The 16,731-nt window shown below is 64.9% G+C and carries 12 protein-coding genes; all 12 read right to left on the bottom strand.

From position 1 onward, the window contains the following. Positions 1-788 (bottom strand): hypothetical protein (locus H5T60_02945; protein MBC7241386.1); only part of this gene is annotated, 788 nt, incomplete at its 3' end. Positions 789-806: 18 nt separating this feature from the next. After that, positions 807-2,258, bottom strand: a complete 1,452-nt coding sequence (locus H5T60_02940) for a hypothetical protein (GenBank protein ID MBC7241385.1) — start codon at positions 2,256-2,258, stop codon at positions 807-809. Positions 2,259-2,495: 237 nt separating this feature from the next. Continuing rightward, on the bottom strand, positions 2,496-3,731 hold the full coding sequence (locus tag H5T60_02935; protein ID MBC7241384.1) for a sterol carrier protein domain-containing protein: 1,236 nt from the start codon (positions 3,729-3,731) through the stop codon (positions 2,496-2,498). A 25-nt stretch (positions 3,732-3,756) separates the two neighbouring features. After that, positions 3,757-5,208, bottom strand: coding sequence for a trimethylamine methyltransferase family protein (locus H5T60_02930; GenBank protein ID MBC7241383.1), 1,452 nt, complete (start codon positions 5,206-5,208; stop codon positions 3,757-3,759). A gap of 104 nt (positions 5,209-5,312) precedes the next feature. Next, the gene (locus H5T60_02925) at positions 5,313-7,400 is read right to left on the bottom strand and encodes an ABC transporter ATP-binding protein (protein ID MBC7241382.1); all 2,088 of its coding nucleotides are present in this window, start codon (positions 7,398-7,400) and stop codon (positions 5,313-5,315) included. 17 nt (positions 7,401-7,417) lie between these two features. After that, positions 7,418-8,338 (bottom strand): ABC transporter permease, encoded by a 921-nt coding sequence (locus H5T60_02920; protein MBC7241381.1) that lies wholly within the window; start codon positions 8,336-8,338, stop codon positions 7,418-7,420. Between the two features lie 37 nt (positions 8,339-8,375). Then, positions 8,376-9,611 carry an ABC transporter permease gene (locus H5T60_02915; GenBank protein MBC7241380.1) on the bottom strand — a complete coding sequence of 412 codons (1,236 nt, stop codon included), beginning with the start codon at positions 9,609-9,611 and terminating at the stop codon, positions 8,376-8,378. Between the two features lie 1,088 nt (positions 9,612-10,699). Next, positions 10,700-12,382, bottom strand: a complete 1,683-nt coding sequence (locus H5T60_02910; GenBank protein MBC7241379.1) for an aldehyde ferredoxin oxidoreductase — start codon at positions 12,380-12,382, stop codon at positions 10,700-10,702. Then, positions 12,363-13,757 carry an FAD-dependent oxidoreductase gene (locus tag H5T60_02905; GenBank protein ID MBC7241378.1) on the bottom strand — a complete coding sequence of 465 codons (1,395 nt, stop codon included), beginning with the start codon at positions 13,755-13,757 and terminating at the stop codon, positions 12,363-12,365. Before H5T60_02905 ends, H5T60_02910 begins: the two co-directional genes overlap by 20 nt. A 2-nt stretch (positions 13,758-13,759) precedes the next feature. Beyond that, a complete protein-coding gene (locus H5T60_02900) occupies positions 13,760-14,020 on the bottom strand; it encodes a (2Fe-2S)-binding protein (GenBank protein MBC7241377.1) in 261 nt (86 codons plus the stop codon). A gap of 15 nt (positions 14,021-14,035) precedes the next feature. Next, a complete protein-coding gene (locus H5T60_02895) occupies positions 14,036-15,181 on the bottom strand; it encodes an FAD-binding oxidoreductase (GenBank protein ID MBC7241376.1) in 1,146 nt (381 codons plus the stop codon). 27 nt (positions 15,182-15,208) lie between these two features. Then, the gene (locus tag H5T60_02890; GenBank protein ID MBC7241375.1) at positions 15,209-16,546 is read right to left on the bottom strand and encodes an aminotransferase class III-fold pyridoxal phosphate-dependent enzyme; all 1,338 of its coding nucleotides are present in this window, start codon (positions 16,544-16,546) and stop codon (positions 15,209-15,211) included. Between the last annotated feature and the right edge of the window lie 185 nt (positions 16,547-16,731).

Raw genomic sequence — 16,731 nt, 5'->3', positions numbered from 1 at the left:
GGCGCCGGCGGCCGGCTGTACTCGGCGCGCTTCTGGGCGATGACCGCCGGCGTCGCCCCGCGCAGGGTCACCTGCCAGACGAACGAGGACTTGAGCCGGTTCACCCGCACGCGGTCCTCCAGCCAAGTCGCATAATGCTCCAGCCAGGGCAGGATAGGCGTCAAATCCCCTTCGCCGCGCAGGGCGCCGGGCGGCCGATTGATGGTCACATGCAGCATCACCTGCGCGGCCTGCGGGTCCGCCGCCTCCGCCGCCGTCCACCAGCGCCCACCGTCCAGGACCTGGCCGGAGGCCACCTCGTGATAGCGCAGTTCCCGCTCCAGGTCGTCGGGGTCCGTCTCGATCCCGTCAATCCGGCAGGCCGGCACCAGCCGCACATAGGACATGCCGTCGGCCGGGTTGCGGCTCAGCACGATGAACAGCTCGCCGGCGCGCGTCAGCTCGTCCACCCAGCCGTACAGCCGGCTGTCCATGCGGTTCTGCGGGTGCGTCCAGAACCGGCGTGCCCACTCATCCACCTCCGGTATGCGGGAGGAGATGCTCAGGCCGTCCCCCAACACGTAATCGGTTGTCAGGCCCACAATGCGGCGCGCCAGAGGATGCTCCCGCCAGGCCTTCAGCGCCGCTTCCAGGTCCTCCTGGCGCCTCTGCCAGGGACGCTCAACGGGGGATGCCGGCGTGTTCATCACCCGCCACCAGGCATCATCCACCACCTTCACCGCCTCCTGCACCCGCGCCTCGATCAGTCCGCCGAACCACCGCTCCGCCAATCGCTCCTTCCAGCTCATACGTCCCTCCTCACTGCGTTACTGCCAGGGCGACAGAATATCCGGCGCATCGATCACCGCCGAAGCCGGCACAGGCCCCACCAGGCCGGCCGCATGCACGCACAGCGCCAGCGACATCACATAATCGTCACGCCCCTCCTCCGCCGGCACGAAAAAACGCATCTGCTGTCCCGGCAGGGCCTGGCGCCGGCAGGCCCGGCACTGCGCCCAGAACTCCCTGTGCTCCGGCGAGCCATCCGCGGCGTACATCTGCACCCGGCCGGCGCCCACCGCCGCCAGCAGGGCATAGCCCAGCCGGCTCTTCGCTCCCAGCGAAAAGACGAACGGTTCCACCCGCTCCGCTCCCAGCGCGGCGCTGAGAAACGAGGCCGTGCCGGCGCCAATACCCGTCGCGTCCACGACCAACCGCTGGACCTGCCAGTCCCGCGCCAGCTCCGCGGCCTGCACCCCCAGCGCGGTCAAATCCTCCCCCTGCCAGACGACATGCTCGACAATGAACAGCCGCGGCAGGGAAACGCCGGCCACCTCATGCGGCACCACCGCCGCCAGCGTCAGCACGCTGGCATCATGTTCGCCGGCGCCTCCCCCGCCCACGTCCAGGCCCGCCACCACCGCTGTGCTCTCCGCCGGCGGCTGACGGCGAGGATGCGCGCCGGCCATCCGCTCCAGCAGGGCCGTGGAGAAGAGCCGGCCGGCGCCGGCCAGGGGCCGCAGGGCATACTGCGTCATGAACAATGGGTGCTCCTCCCCCAGCCTCTGCCTCTCCCCTTCCACAAAGCGCCGGTAGTTCTCGTCCATTTCCGCCAGGACCTGCCAGTCGCTTTCGAAATGCCGGCGCACGCCGTCCCGGCGCTCCGCCTCCAGGTTGTACTCCCTCTGCCGCCACAGCATGTCGTCCTCGCTCCAGGCCGTCCCGTACAGCACGGTGGTGGCGTTCGTGGTGGAAGCCATAGGGCGGAAATCACGCTGATACTTCTCGAAATCGAAATCCTGGGCCTCGTCCACTTCCAACAGCAGGCTGGCAGTGGCTCCCACGACGTGTGCCTGTGCGTCGCCGCTGAGGAACACGGCGCGCGCCCTTCCCAGGCGAATCATGTATCCCCGCTCTCCCTTCCAGCGGCCGGCATCCAGCGGATTGTCCAGCAGGGATTCCAGCCGGCGCATGCTCACCAGAAGCTGGGGCTGGAAGGTCGGCGCGGTCTTGATGATGGTGCCGCCGGCCCGCTGGAACAGGTTCAGCAGGTACGCCTCCAGATGCGCCGACAGCTCGTTCTTCCCCATCTGCCGGGCGAACATGACCGTGAAGATACGTCCCTGCCGGCGGAGAACGGACTCCACAATGGCGCGTATCGGCTCCACCTGATACGGGCGCAGGGGCCGGCGCAGGATATGCCGGCTGAAGGCCGCCGGCTCCCGCAGAACCTGCGCCAACACATCGCTGTAGCTCCCCTTCCCCAGGCCCTTCATCACTCTCCCGCTCCCAACAAAAAACCGCGCCGCAGATGTACCTCTTGCGCCGGCGCGGGATTCGCTCAGGCAGTGTGATAAGAACATATGTTCTATTCAAGGGACAGGATAGCGGAAAAGCGGGGGCTTGTCAATTCCCAAAGCGTCATACAGACAGACGCGGGTCATCGGTATGCGAGGGGATGAGGAGACAGAAAAACGCCTCCCACGGGATTCCCGCGGGAGGCGTCGGGGGAAACGCTACAGGTCCCAATCCACATGGGGCGTCGGCAGGCGCACAACCGCGTCCAACTGCTCCAGCAGGTCCGCCGGCCCGTGCAGATGATCGGTGAAGGCCAGCGAGCTGGCCGGCAGAACCCCCAGCCACAGCCGGGTGAAGGAGCCGACGGTCGCCTCCAGCGTCGGAAGCGACGGGTCATGGCCTTTCTCCGCGCCGCACTGCGGGCCAAAGGTGACCACATACTCGCCGGCGATGCCGCGCCAGGGCGCCCCTTCGTCCAGGTAGTGCTCGATCGGGTCACTCAGGCGCAGGTTGAAGCGCACCGGGCCGGCGGCGAACGACGTGTGCTCCAGGCAGATATCGAGATTGCAGATGCGCGCCTGCCAAAAGCCCGAGGCGTAGATGCCGTACGTCAACCCGCCCTCGATCTGGAGCCGGAACATGCGGAAGGGCCGCGCCAGGATATCCTGCATCTGGATGCCGGCCGGCTCCACCATCCGCACCACCCGCACCTGGTCGCTCAACTGGTGCAGGAGCGCCATCAGCTCCAGGAACTGCGCCGGCGTGCGGTAGCTCATCCACAGCACGTGATACGGCCCGCGCGGCGCCTCAGCCGTCATCCAGATATGGTGCGTCAGCTCCCCGTTCGGCCCGTCAAAATAGCCCAGCCCGAAACTGGTCGCCAGCCGCACCATCCCGGAGCGCGTGAAGAGCGGCGGCAGGACATTGACGGAGCCGTGGCACCGCCGGCGCGCCAGCCGGCTGGCATGCACTGCCTCCCAATGCTCCGGTCTGATGCGCTGGGGAGGGCGTGCTTTGACCGGCACCTGGATGTTGGCCGGGTCCAGCACCAGCCAATGCATGTAACCGCCCGTGCCGAACCCCAACTGGTTGTAAAACCCTTGGTCGAAAACCCCCAGGGTGCTGACCGCCGCGCCCTCCGCCGCGCCCACCGCGATGGCGCGGGCGGTCAGCCGGCGCGCCAGCCCCATGCGCCGCGCCACCCAGCTCGTCGTCACGGCCGCCACATTGCACAGCGGAAGCTCATGGGTTTGGTACTGGATAGTGCCGGGATTGGTCAGCACGAAGCATTCGGCGGAGCCGTTCCACTCGGCCACATGCCCGCGGCCAGAGCCTACAAAATACTCGAACGCCTCCTCCTGGCGCGGCTGTTCTGGTTGGAGCCAGCCGGCCTCCAGCCAGATGCGCTTTACCGCATCCTTATCCCGCTCGGGTTCGTAATCGCGAAGGAGCATAGACGGAACCCCCTGAGAAGATGTGTTACAGCTTCGCCTCCGCTTCCTCCACCACGGCATGCACCCGCCGGCGGAGGTCCTCCGGCAGGAGCGGCGGTTGATGTGTCTCCAGCACGCGCTGGACATATTCCGCGGCCCGTTGCGGCGCCAGCTTGGCGCCGGCGCTCTGCCAGCCGAAATAGTCCATGCGCTCGAACACCTCCGGATACCAGAAATCGCGGAAATGCTGGAGCGTATGTGGGGTATCCAGGAACTGGCCGTCTGGCCCCACCTGGTCGATCAGGTCCAGCGCCAGCGTCTCGTCGTTCACCGGCGTGGGGGAGAGGAACTTGGCGATCCAGCCGGCGATCTCATGGCAGATAACCAACTGCGCCAGCGAGGTCGTCAGGCCCGACTCCAGATATCCCAGGTCATGGATCAACTGCGCGCCGCCCAGCGTCTCCGCCATCATCGTCAGGGCCGCCTCGGCCGCCGCCTGAGAATCCACATCCTTGGACTCGCTACAGCCCCCAATGCCGAACATGGGCAGGTTGTAATACTGCGCCAGCGCATGGGCCATGCCGCGCGAATCCGGCCAGCAGTACGGGTTGACCGTGGTGCGCATGTCCAGGCCGGCCCCGCCCCAGCCCGGCACGATGAACGGCGCGCCTTCCCGTTTCAACTGGGACAGCACCAGGCCGGCCAGCACGCCGGCGTTGACCATGGCCATGCCCGCCGGCTCGCTCATCGGAGCCGTCAGTCCGCCGATGACCACTGGGATATACAGCGCTGGAATACCCTTTTCCGCCAGGAAAAGGAGCTTCTGCAGTGCCTCCTCATTATGACGCAGGCCGGTCGTCACGTTGATGTAGCAGGCGACAAAAGGCCGCTCGCGCAGGACCGTTTCCCCGCCGACGACGATCTCCGCCATCTTCACCGCATCCACACAGCCCGAAAACTCATTCGTCACGAAAACGATGGGTTTGGTGGTGTGGTTCAGCATGACCTCCATCTGGTAGCGGTCGGAGACAAGCTGATTGACGTCGCTGGGCAGGAACATGGACATGACGAAGCCGATGCGCGGCAGGGCATCGCACAAGGTGATGCCGTCCACGATGTCCTGGAGCACCGGATCGCGCCGCCGGCCCGTGCGGTGATCAATGATGTGCAGGCAGTCGGAGCCTGGCCCATAGTAGCATCGTCCCGGCTCGAGGAAGAGCGCCGGCTTCCCCTCCCGGTCATACAGGGTGATGCGTTTGGGCACTGTGGAGAGCGCCTTCTCCACCAAGCCGGCGGGGATGCGCACCCGGTTGCCGTCAGTGACGGAACAGCCGGCCTTCCGCAGTAGCTCGATCGCTTCCTCCAGGTACAACCGCACGCCCGTGCGCGAGAGAATCTCCAGGCTGGCGTTGTGCAGTGCCTCGCATTGGGCGCGGGAGAGATACTGAAAGCGGGGATGTTCCATCCCTTCCCGGTTCACACGCGCGTGGAACACCATTCTGTCTCCCTCCTTTCACGGTAGCATACTTGCCGGCGGACAAACAAAGGGATGGGCCGGCGGTGCCCATCCCCTGTGCAACGGACGCTTGCTCGTACGGATGTTTACCGCACCTTGACCGCGTTGTCGGTGTGCACGGTGATGACCGGCTCCACCTTGCGCAGTTCTTCCAGGGGGATATGGCAGTAGATGCGGTGGCCGTTGCCGGCATCCTGCCAGGGCGGTTCCTCCTGCTCGCAGATAGGCCCCAGCTTGCGGGGACACCGGGTATGGAAGCGACAGCCGGTCGGCGGGTTCAACGCGCTGGGCACCGTGCCCTCCAGGCGCACATGCTTCTGCTCCGCCCGCGGGTCCGGAATGGGCACAGCGGACAGCAATGCCTCGGTATAAGGATGATACGGCGGGGAGTAAATCTGCTCCGCCGTGCCGAATTCCATCACCTTGCCCAGATACATCACCGCGATGTAATCGGACAGGAAGCGCACCACGCTCAGGTCATGGGCGATAAAGATCAGCGTCGTGCCAAGCTTGTGCTGAATCTCCATCAACAGGTTCAGCACGGCGGCCTGCACCGAGACATCCAGCGCGGACACCGGCTCGTCGCACAGCACCAATTCCGGCCGGCCGGCCAGTGCACGGGCGATGCCCACCCGCTGTTTCTCCCCGCCGCTCAACTGGCGCGGCAGTCGGTCGTAATAATTCGGCCCCAGCTTCATCAGCTCCAGCAGACGGATGACCTCCCCGCGAATCTGGTCCTTGGGCACCACCTTGAACAGCTCCAGCGGGCGGGCGATCTGCCGGCCCACGCTGAACGCCGGGTTCAGCGTCGAATCGGGGTTCTGGAACACCATCTGCATGTTTTTGATGATCTCCAGATCCCGCTTCGACACCGGCTTGCGGATATCGAAGCCCATGAATTCCAGCTTGCCGTCGGTGGGCCGCTCCAGGCCGATGATAGTACGGGCCAGCGTGCTCTTGCCACAGCCGGACTCGCCCACAATACCCAGGGTCAACCCCTTATAGGCCTCTAAGCTGACATCGTCCACCGCCCGCACGTAGCGTTTGCGTCGGTCGAAGAGCTTCGGCGAAGGCGCCTCGTAATAGGTCTTCAGCCGCTCGATCCGCAGGACCGGCTCCCGTTCTTTCCGAGCTGTTGCCAGCATCTCTGCCACCAGCTCTTTCGGCGGCTGGTAGCCGGCGCCGGCAATTTCCTCCGCGAAGTGACAGCGCACCCAATGGCCGTCGGCAACCTGGCGATATTCCGGCATGCTCCGCCGGCACTCCGGCCGGGCGAAGTCACAGCGCGGCTCGAAGATACAGCCGGATGGCAGTGCGACCGGCGAGGGCACCTGGCCGCGGATGGGGAGCAGATAACTGCTCAATTTATCCTGCCCCAAGCGCGGCACACAGCGCAGAAGGCCCTGGGTGTACGGGTGAAGCGGCTTCAGGAACAGGTCGGTCACGGGCGCCCGCTCCACAAGCTGGCCGGCGTACATGACCCCCACCTGGTCTGAAACGCGGGCGATCACGCCCAGGTTGTGGCTGATATAGAGGATGGCGGTGTCGAAATCCTCCTGGAGGCCGGCGATCAGGTCCAGCACCGCCGCCTCCACCGTCACATCCAGCGCCGTGGTCGGCTCATCCATGATCAGCAGGGCCGGGTCGTTCAGCAGGGCCATGGCGATCACCACACGCTGTTGCTGGCCGCCCGAAAGCTGATGGGGATAGCGCCGCATCACGTTGGCCGGGTCGGGCATATAGACCCGCTCCAGCATCTGGATACAGCGCTCCTCCGCCTCGGCCCGCTTCATCCCCTGGTGGACGATGAGCACCTCGGCCATCTGCTCGCCAATGCGCAGGGAGGGGTTCAACGCCTGCATGGGGTCTTGGTAGACCATGGCAATGCGGTTGCCGCGCAGACGCCGCAGTTCGCGTTCGGAGCGCCCCACCAGGTCCTGTCCCTGGAAGAAGACGCGGCCGGCCTTAATGCGCCCGTTCGGCCCCAGGAAATTCACAATGCTGAAGGCGACGGTGCTCTTGCCGCACCCGGACTCGCCTACCATACCGAAGGTCTCGCCGCGGCGCACTTCAAAGGAAACGTCGCGCACCGCCGGCACTTCCCCTTTCCGCGTCGCATACGCGACCGATAAGTTCTCCACACGCAGGATGGGCAGGTCTTTTCGATCCTTCATGCGCTGATACCCCTTGATCACCGATACCTCTGGGTCTCCTCACGCAAGCCGTCCGCCAGCAGGTTCAGCCCCACCACCAGGGAGGCGATGGCGACCGCCGGCCACAGCGCCGCCCACGGACTGCCGGCCAGGATGAAGCGCCGGCCCTTGGCCACCATGCTCCCCCAATCCGGCGAGGGCGGCGGCAGACCCAATCCCAAGAAGCCCAACGTGCCCATAGCGAAGATCGCATACCCCAGGCGCAGCATGGCGTCGATCAATATCGGGCCGCTGGCGTTGGGCAGAATCTCCACAAATAAGATGTACCACAGCTTTTCCCCGCGCACCTCTGCGGCGCGGATATACTCCCGGGTGCGGATATCCAGCGTGAGACTGCGCACCAGACGCGCGATGCCCGGCGTGCCCACAATGGCGATCGCCAGCACCACGTTGATGGCCGATGGGCCGACCGCGGCGATGATGATCATGTACAGCAGGATGACCGGGAAGGCCATCATAGCGTCCAGCAGTCGCATGATGACCTCGTCTATCCAGCCCCCCAGGTATCCTCCCACCAGACCAAGCGTGGATCCCACGACAAGCCCCAGCAGGACGCCCCAGACGGCTACGCCGATGGGCAGGGAGAACTTGTCGGTCACCGGGGTTTGGATGAGGATCACCCGGGCGCCGTAGACCAGGCGCGACCAGATATCGCGGCCGGCGTCGTCGGTGCCCAGCCAGTGCTGTGCGGACGGCCCCTGGTTCTGCGCCTGCCAGTCCTGTTCCGTGGGTGAATATTTCGTCACCCAGGGGGCCAGCAGGGCCACTATCACCCAGAACATGACCATGGTCAGCCCTACCATGGCCGTCTTGGACCGCCATAGAATCAGCAGGGAGTCCCGCAGGCGTTCGAGGAACGAAGGCTTGGCGCTGGGGAAAACTTCTTCGCTGACCGTCATCCCTTCGGTATTACCTCCTCTCCAAGCTCCAGGCCGGCTACTGGTAGCGGATGCGCGGGTTCAGGAACGTATAGGCGATGTCCGCCAGGAGCTGTGTGCCCACAGCCAGGGTCACCAGCACCATGGCGCCGGCCTCGATGGCGTTGAAGTCCTTGAACAGCGCCGCCTCCAGCAGATACTTGCCCAGGCCCGGATACCCGAAAATCGCCTCCACAATCACGATACCGCCCACCAGCCAGTTCACATGCAGCATGATAACCGTGATGGGCGCGATGAGCGCGTTGCGAACAGCATGTTTGAAGACGATGCGCCAGTACGGCAGGCCCTTCAGAAACGCCGTGCGAATGTACGGCGCCCGCATTACCTCCGACATGCTGGCGCGGGTCATGCGCAGGACGTATCCCAGTTCCACCAGGGTGAGCGTGGCCACCGGCAGAATGAGCATGTCCGGCCGCTCCCAGGGGGCTTTCTCACCGAAAACCGTCGCCCCAGGCACCAGTTTCAGCCAGTAGGCGAAGATGAGAATGAGGAAGATACCGGAGACGAACTCGGGAGTGACGGTCGTCACCAGGCCAAAGGTGGAAAGGATGCGGTCAATGGGCTTGCCCTCGTTCAGGCCGGCGATCAGCCCCAACACCAGCGCCAGCGGCATCACCACCACGAAGGCGATCGCCGCCAGCACCAGGGAGTTGCGCAGGCGGATCACCAGCGTCTCCCCCACCGGCCGATAGGTGCGTACTGAGATGCCGGGGTCCCCGCGCAGAAGCCCTCTCTGTAGGGGCAGATACTCCACCGCGCCGCCGCGAATGCGCCGCATGCCCATCTCAATCATCTGCCAGGAGACGCGCGTGCCGCCCCGCTCCCACAGCACCGCCCGGTTGTTGGTGTCCACGCCCCAGAACGTGCGCTGGACCTTGGCCAGCCGCGCCAGCTCCGTCAGGCGCAGGTTGCGCGCCACCTGGCCCATATGGTCGGCGGCTTCCAGGAGCTTGGCGCGGGCGGTCTCCACCTCCCCTTTGGTCAGGGCAGTAGAGGCCTCGCTCAACGCCTTGAAGCCCGGGGAGATCTTGCGCAGGACACCGCCGGCCTTGCCGAGCTGTCGCCCCAGCAGCGCGGCATGGGCGCTGTCCAGTGGGCTCTTCTCCGGGTCCGCCATCTCGCGCAGGGCCTGCTCCGCCGCAAAAAAGTCCGCGCTCTGCAGGGCATCCACGAAATGGATGTAGCCGGCGGACTGGGCCTCCAGCGCCGGCATGATGGGCGTCAGGATTTCCATGGCCACTTCCACGTTGCCGGCCTGGAAGGCATTCTGGGCATTGATCAGTTGTTCCGCCAGGTCCGGGTCAATCTTGGCAACCACGCTGGCGGCGCGGTTCATCTTATTCGCTATTTGTTGGGGTGGGATACTCACCGTCGCGCCGACCGACAGGTTGCGATATATCACCAGGGCCTCATAAATCTCATCCCGCGCCAGCTCGGGCGCCGCACCCAACAGCCCTTCCTCCAGGCGGGTGGCGTTGGGATCAATGAAAGCGTCCAGCTCCTTCTCCGGGCCGGCCAGCGCGTTCAGCATCTCCTGCTCATCGGTGACGCTCTCCAGAACCCCGATGATGACATCGAGCCGGCCCAACAGCGCAGAACGATCCTCTTCCAAAAGGCGCGTATCGCTCTCCACTTGCTTCCGCAGTTCCCGCAGTCGGACAAGCTCTTCCGCAGGTGCTCGCACTCGCCAGCGCCCGTTATCCTCCTGTTGTTCCAGCCGGCCATCGGCATACTTGCGGATGGCGATGAGGTTCTCCCCTTCCAGCTTCCAGCGGATCAGGGTACCGTCCGGTTCCACCGCCCACCATTCCAGGAAACCCTTCTCCGTGCGAATCTGCTTGAGCGGCATGCCAATCTTTTGGCGCGCCAGCCAGTCACTGCCCACCAGCCAGAAGAGATAGCGCTGATAAATGGGGCGGTCCAGGCCCATCTGGGCCAGGAAGGATTTCTCCTGCTCGGGGGTAATGTATGCGCCCAGCACATTGCGCGCGATGTTGCCGGGTGCCGCCTCGGTAACCCCAAAGACGATGACGGACACCAGGAACATGGTGAGAAGAAGCAGTCCGATCCGGCGGAGGATAAACTTCAGCATGGAACGTGGCCTCCCTTAACCAATAGGGTCAATGGCCTCAGCTCTGACGCGCTCGCCGGCGCTGATTATAGCATAAATACGCGAAACGCGCATCCTCACCAGCTATAGACCAGCGGCTTTGGCTCTGACATTCTCAGCGGCCCAGATTGTAGCATACACACGCGAATCGCGCAACTCGCGAAAAGCGTATTTTTACCGGTTAGTGGTAGCAAGGCCTGCCGAACAATGGCTCACGTTGACCAGATGTTCCGCAGTGCGTCTGGAGGGATATCGAAGGTCTCTCCATGCGGCGGGAGCGGCTCCCGCTCGAAGAACGCCGGCAGACGGTCCACTGCCGGCGTGATGCCGGCGCGCAGGTTGAAAGCGCGCTCCATCTCGATCACCTGCCGGCCCAGCTCATTTAGCCACTCCGGCCCCCACTCCACCCCATAGCCGGCGCGCAGGATGTCCAGCAGAAGCTCCGGCCGGCCGGCGGTCGATCCCATCAAGAAGGCGCACAGGCCCAGCGCGTCGAACGCGGCGCGGTCAATCTGCGCCTGGCGCGACAGCTCCACCTGGCCCTCCGCCGCGTGGTGATCCACACGGGCAAAGACCGTCAGGCCGGCGGTGTGGTCCGCCCCCATCGGCGATGTGGCGAAGGTGACGCCCGTGCCCTTAATGGCGCGCGGGTCATACGCCGGCATGCCCTGCCCTTTCACGGCCGGCACCCGTTCGACCCCCAGCACCCGGCCCAGCACCGCACAGCCCTGGCCCAACAGCCGGCCCAGCGGCGTCCCCCGCGCCACCTCCTCCAGCAGTTCCAGCGCGCGCTCGCCGTCGCCGAACTCCATCAGGCCGGCCTCCGCCGCCACGCCCAGGGCCGTGCCCATCTCAATGGTATCCAGGCCCAGCGCGTTACAGCGCTGATTGATGCGCGCAATCGTATCCGGATCGCCAATGCCCAGGTTCGATCCGCACATGGCCAGCGTCTCGTACTCGATCTTCCCGACCAGCCGGCGGCCCTCCGCATCAGGGTAAATGTTGGAGCACTGAATCATGCAGACGCCCATGCAGGCCTCTGTGGGCGTCCCTTCCCCGCCGCGGGTGGTGATCAGCCGGTAAACGGCCTCGCCGGAGATTGCCTCGGCGCGCTCGAAAGTGCCCTGTCGGAAGTTGCGCGTCGGCAAGCCGCCCCACGATTGGGTCAACATGACCGTGGAGGCCGTCCCATACTTGCGCAGGGTCTCGACGCGCGGGTTTTGCCCGATGGCCTTGTGAAGCGCGCGCACCGCCGGCAGAAACGCTGGATCGGCCGGCAGAGGACGCTTTTGCCTTCGCACCAGGAGGGCCTTCAGCCGTTTACTGCCCATGACCGCGGCCAGCCCACCGCGGGCGGCGAAACGGAAAGGCTGTCCGCGGGCATCGGTCACGCAGATGGCGGAGGCCGGCAGTTGCATCTCGCCGGCCGGCCCGATCACGGCCATGGCATAACCATCGCCGTATTCGGCGTTCAACCGCCGCACACATTCTTCGGTATCCAGCCCCCAGTACGCGTCCGCCGGCAGGATGCGCACTGCATCCGCCCCGTCCATCACCACGATGCCGGGTTCCGCCAGCGCGCCGTACAGGATGACCGCGCGGCAGTCCAGCCCGGCCAGCGCGTTGGCCAGTTCGCCGCCGGCATTGCTCTCCTTGATGCCGCCGGTCAGCGGGCTTTTCCCGCCCACCGACAGCCGGCCAGCCGAGGAGATCGGCCAGCCGGCGAAGGGGCCGTTGGTGAAGATCAGCGGGTTCTCGGGCCCCAGGGGGTCCGTACCGGGGTCACATTCATCGCTCAACATGCGGGCGATAAAGTGCCGGCCGGCGCTCAAGACGTCTTCCACCTCTTCGCGAACGACGCGGTTGGTATGCAGGTCAATTCTCACCACGAACATGGGTATCCTCTCCGATCACGCCGTGCAGTGGAATGGGAAACAGCGGGAGACTTACCCTGGGGCCGGCGATATCGGCCACCGGCGTCCCGGTCTCCTGCGCCAGGAGATGGCACACCAGATCAGCACAGGTCCGCCCTTGACAGAGGCCCATGCCGGCGCGCGTCAGCATGCGCACCATGCGCAAGGTGCTCGCACCTTCGCGCACGATGCGCCGGACGTCCCCCACCCGCACCTCCTCACAGCGGCAAAGGATGGTATCATCTTCCACCGGAAAGGGGACGCTGTCAAACGGATAGGGGAACACGTAGGAGAGGAACTGCGCCATAGCCCTCTGCCGGCGCAGTTTCGCGCCCAGCGCCTTCACCTGGTCATCCGCTACATCCACGCCCAGGCGGCGCGCGGCGCCCCATCCTGCCAGCTTCCCCTCCAGCAGGGCCACATCCTTCCCCTGAATGCCGGCGGCGTCGCCGGCCACGAACACGCCCGACAGCGTCGTCTCGCACCAATCATCCCGTAGAGGAACCCATCCCCCCAACGGCGCGACATAGCGGTGCTCGCACCCGATCATGCGCGCAAGATGGTTGAAGGGCTGGAACCCATAGCCCAGGCAGACCGTGTCCACCGCAAAGGAGTGCGTGGGAGTCCCATTCGGCCAGCCGATCACGGCCCTTTCCACCCCATCGGCTCCCTCGGCCCGCAATATGATCTTGCCCCAGTGCACGGGGACGCCGGCCCGCAGGATGGCCGCCCATGCGCCCAGCCCTTCCCGCATGCGCTCCCCTTGGCCCATCAGCGCCGTCAGCCGGCGCAAAGCCTTCCATGGAAAAGGCGCCGCGTCCACAACCCCCACCACTTGTGCGCCGCCCTCCAGCAGATGGCGTGCTAGGACCCACTGCAGAGGGCCAGTCCCGCACAGGAGCACTCGCCGGCCCGGCAGTACCCCCTGATGCTTGATCATGGTCAGCGCGCCGCCGGCCATCATCACGCCGGGCAAATCCCAGCCCGGGAAGGGCACCGGCCGGTCATAGGCGCCGGTGGCGATGATCAATGTCCGCGCCCACAGCCGGCGCTCCCCGCCGCTCCTCCGGTATACGGCCACCTCAAATCCATCAGGTTCCGGTGTGATCCCCCACACCTGGGTGTCCATCAGCCGGCCCAGCTCCGCGTGCGCAAACGCCGCGATGAGCGAGCGTCCCTCTTCCGACGGTGCCGGCTTCGCCCGCAGGGTGGACTGCTTGAAATACTGCCCTCCTGGCAGTGGCGCGGCATCGATGACCAGGGCGGACAGGCCCAGCCTGGCGAGTTCGAGCGCGGCCGCCATGCCGGCCGGCCCCGCCCCAATCACGATGGTGTCCCAGCGCGTCCCTCCGCCCATGCTCACGCCTCCTTCGCCTGGTCCGTGCGAATCACCATACCCGGCTCAACAGGCGTCACACAGGCGCGCACCTTCTCCCCATCGCCGAGGGTAACCTCACATTCGAAGCAGATCCCTTGTCCGCAGAACAGCCCGCGCCGGCTTCCCAACACCTTCGAGCGGTTGAAAGAGCGGTAGCCCAGGGAGACGAGCAGGGCGGCAATGGTCTGGCCGGCCGGCGCCTCCACCTCGCGCCCATCCACCACTACCCGCACGATATCCATGATCCCTCTGCCTCCTCACGCCGCCCGGGCAAAGCGCGCCGGCGAGTACAGCGAAAGGTCCATCGGCGGCTCCTCGCCGAGCATCATGCCGGCCACCCAATCGCTCAGCACCGGTATCGTCGAAATGGTCTGCAGACATGCGCCGTACACGAACAGGTTCTCCCAGCCCGGCATTGGGCCGACCACCGGCTCATCGTCCGGCGTGAAAGCGGTCGGCACACCCCACCCCCGCAGGACACGCACCCTGTGCAAACCTGGGTAGAGCGCCAGCAGATGTGCGGCCATGCCGGCCACCCCCCAAACCGAACACCCTCGACGGATGGTGTCCGTGCGGGTCACCGCCTCGGTCACCAACAGCGCGCCGTCCGGCTCTACAGAGAACCCGACCGAAACGGCCCTCTGCTTACCGTGGATTTGCTCATAAAAATCGGCCATGCCGATGGTGTTCCGCAGGGCCATCGGCACGCGTTCGGTGATAAAGGCCTCGGCATGGGTAAAATGAATGGGCACGGTTTCCCCGATCATCGCCAGCAGTTTCGGCGTCCAGGCGCCGGCCGCCACCATCACCCGGCCGGCGGAAAAGCGTTCGGCCGGCGTCTCCACGCTGACCACGCGCCCGCCGGCGGCTTTCATCCCGACCACCGGCGTGCCGGCGCGGATATCCGCACCGAGCCGGCGGGCCGCCTGGGCATAGGCCCAGCAGAAATGAAAGGGATTGAGAAGCCCTTCCTGGCCATAGGCGGCGCCCAACAGGCCGGCGGTGTTCAGGAGCGGTTCCGCTCTCTGAAGCTCTTCCCGGTCCACCATCGCGGTGGGGATGCCGTTCTCGCTCAGGATGCGGGCGCGCTGGGTCCACGTGTCCCAGAGGTGCGGAGAGGGGATCAGACAGAAGTAGCCTACCATCCGCCAGGAGAAGGCATGGCCCAGCTCCTCTTCTAGTGTGGAGAGGCGCTCCAGCCCCGCCCGTACCAGGTACAGATTGAGCGGGTCCAGATGACCTTCGATGGTCTGGGCGCGGCCGGAACAGGCGGCGGAAGTGCCTCCGCCTAACTCGCCGGCTTCCAGCAGTAAAGTTCGCGCACCGCGCCGCGCCAGATGATACGCCGTCGAGAGGCCTATCATCCCCCCACCGATAATGATCACGTCATACGTTGGGCTCATCGGCCATCCTCGCCCTTTCCGCGGACGCTAATGCGCCGCGATCTCATCCGCCAGCACCAGCACCTCGTCCAGTATTGCCAGGCCCTCTTGAAGCTCCGAAGGGCCAACACACAGCGGCGGAATGGGGAAAATGTAGTTCCACTTGGCAAAGCAGTGCATGCCCCGTTTCCTCATCTCCGACGACAGCTTGGCCGCCAACATGGGATCACCAGAGGGCGGCAGGCCGGGGAGGGGAGAGAGCGGTTCCTTGGTCTCGCGATCCTTCACCAGCTCAATGCAGGCGAACAACCCGATGCTTCGGACATCACCGATGGAAGGATGCTTTTCCTTCAGCTCTTCGAGGCCCTCTTTCAACATATTGCCCATGTGACGGGCATTCTCGATGAGGCCATCCGCCTGATAGGCCTCGATAGCCGCCACACCCGCCGCCACACACACCGGATGGCTGTTATTCGTCAATCCCATGGGGAGGCGCCGGTTGTCAAAGTACTCTGCAATGGGTTTGGACACAATCACGGCGCCCAGCGGCACATAGCCAGATGTGATGCCCTTCCCCATTGTCATGATATCCGGTGCAACGCCCCAGTGTTCCACCGCAAACCATTTTCCTGTCCGGCCGAAGCCGCTCATCACCTCATCATCAATCAGCAGGATGCCGTAGCGGTCGCACATTTCCCGGATGCGGGGCCAATACTCATCAGGCGGGATGATAATGCCGTTGCTCCCTGTAACCCCTTCCAGCACAATGCCGGCAATATGGTCGGGGCCCTCAAGCTGGATCATGTGTTCCACATGATCAATGCACTCCCGATGGCAGGTTTCGCGGGTCCACCCGAAGGGACAGCGATAGCAATAGGGGTCAAGGAAGTGAACCACGCCGGGGATCAAAGGCTCCACCGGATGGCGGTAGGGGTCACCTGTGAGCGCAAGCGCGCCGGCCGTGGCCCCGTGGAAAGAACGGTAGCGCGCGAGAATTTTGTGCCGGCCAGTGACCAGGCGAGCGAACTTGATGGCATTCTCATTGGCCTCCCCTCCTCCGGTGGTAAAGAGGGTCTTGCACAAGCTGCCCGGCGTGATCTCGGCCAGCAGTTGTCCCAGCCGGCCGCGTGGTTCCGTGGCAAACCCAGGCCACGCAAACGCCAGGCGTTCCGCCTGCTCTTGAATGGCGCGGATAATGCGCTTGTTGCCAAACCCCGCGTTGAGGTTCATCAGTTGAGAGGAAAAATCAAGATAGCGCTTTCCTGTCACATCCCAAAAGTACGCGCCCTGACCATGGGATACCGGGATGGGATGAACCTGACTCTGCACCGACCAGGTGAAAAACGTGTACGTCCGGTTCAATTCGACGATCTCTTCGGCTTCCATTGCCTTTTGCTCCTTGAGATCACAGACTAATAGCCCTGGGAATGAGAGGTCCAAGGGATTCGCGCAAAATGGTGGCCAACCAGAGGCTCGTTGGAGAGTACTTTACGCGCCGGCAAAAAGAGACGCTTGCTGCTTTATACACTGTAACATGCATTATATAAGCCCGGTGGACGTTGTGGACACGA

The sequence above is a fragment of the Anaerolineae bacterium genome, from assembly GCA_014360855.1.
In the GTDB taxonomy this organism is placed as follows: domain Bacteria; phylum Chloroflexota; class Anaerolineae; order JACIWP01; family JACIWP01; genus JACIWP01.
This window is presented reverse-complemented; position numbering and strand designations above follow the sequence as displayed.

Bases quoted from the DNA above. Each gene is read 5' to 3' on its own strand.
- H5T60_02905 (MBC7241378.1), bottom strand. From the start codon at position 13,757: ATGGGCGGAGGGACGCGCTGGGACACCATCGTGATTGGGGCGGGGCCG.
- H5T60_02900 (MBC7241377.1), bottom strand. From the start codon at position 14,020: ATGGATATCGTGCGGGTAGTGGTGGATGGGCGCGAGGTGGAGGCGCCG.
- H5T60_02935 (MBC7241384.1), bottom strand. From the start codon at position 3,731: ATGCTCCTTCGCGATTACGAACCCGAGCGGGATAAGGATGCGGTAAAG.
- H5T60_02910 (MBC7241379.1), bottom strand. From the start codon at position 12,382: ATGTTCGTGGTGAGAATTGACCTGCATACCAACCGCGTCGTTCGCGAA.
- H5T60_02925 (MBC7241382.1), bottom strand. From the start codon at position 7,400: ATGAAGGATCGAAAAGACCTGCCCATCCTGCGTGTGGAGAACTTATCG.
- H5T60_02890 (MBC7241375.1), bottom strand. From the start codon at position 16,546: ATGGAAGCCGAAGAGATCGTCGAATTGAACCGGACGTACACGTTTTTC.
- H5T60_02930 (MBC7241383.1), bottom strand. From the start codon at position 5,208: ATGGTGTTCCACGCGCGTGTGAACCGGGAAGGGATGGAACATCCCCGC.
- H5T60_02920 (MBC7241381.1), bottom strand. From the start codon at position 8,338: ATGACGGTCAGCGAAGAAGTTTTCCCCAGCGCCAAGCCTTCGTTCCTC.
- H5T60_02895 (MBC7241376.1), bottom strand. From the start codon at position 15,181: ATGAGCCCAACGTATGACGTGATCATTATCGGTGGGGGGATGATAGGC.
- H5T60_02915 (MBC7241380.1), bottom strand. From the start codon at position 9,611: ATGGAAATCCTGACGCCCATCATGCCGGCGCTGGAGGCCCAGTCCGCC.